Source organism: Polynucleobacter sp. 35-46-11 (assembly GCF_002281105.1).
In genome coordinates this window covers 4,132-4,657 of the sequence record NZ_NCFJ01000216.1, presented here as the reverse complement: position 1 = coordinate 4,657, position 526 = coordinate 4,132, and the positions used below count along the sequence as shown (strand labels likewise).

The following is a 526-nucleotide window of genomic DNA, read 5'->3' as shown; positions in this document are numbered from 1 at the left end:
CTGATTGCTCACAGTTGGTTAACTTTAAGCCCAGCTGAAGCAGAATCAAAAATCAAAGCGATTTTGGCAAGCGACCAAGTGTTTACGCGCATCGCTATTTTTGACGAGAACGGGCAAATTAGATTTGCATCTTCACCATCCAAGGGCGATGCAAGGCTAAAGCCGGAAGTAATGAGGTTACTTAATCATCAGCAAAGATGGCAAGTGCCTGTGATGTCGGTTGGAGAAATCTCCAGCGAATCTTCAGAGTTGTGGCATATCCCGTTATTAATTCCAATTTTTAATCATGAAAATAAAAATGGTGTATTACTCATTATTCTTGATCTGGGCTATGCACTAAAGCTCTACCAAAATATCGATATCGGTGAAACCGGCATCATTCATTTACTTAAATCGAATGGGCAGGAATTGGTGCAAGTGCGGCGTGGCGGCATAGAAATTATGAATCCGAATTGGATGAAATTAGCGCTTGATGCTAAGCATTTATCCGACGATAACTGGGTAGGAGAAATAAAAATACATGAAG

General features: G+C 40.9%; 1 protein-coding gene. It reads left to right on the top strand.

Features of this window, described 5'->3' with window-relative positions:
- A partial coding sequence (locus B7Y67_RS12155) for a cache domain-containing protein (RefSeq protein WP_293598873.1) occupies window positions 1–526 on the top strand: 526 nt, incomplete at both ends.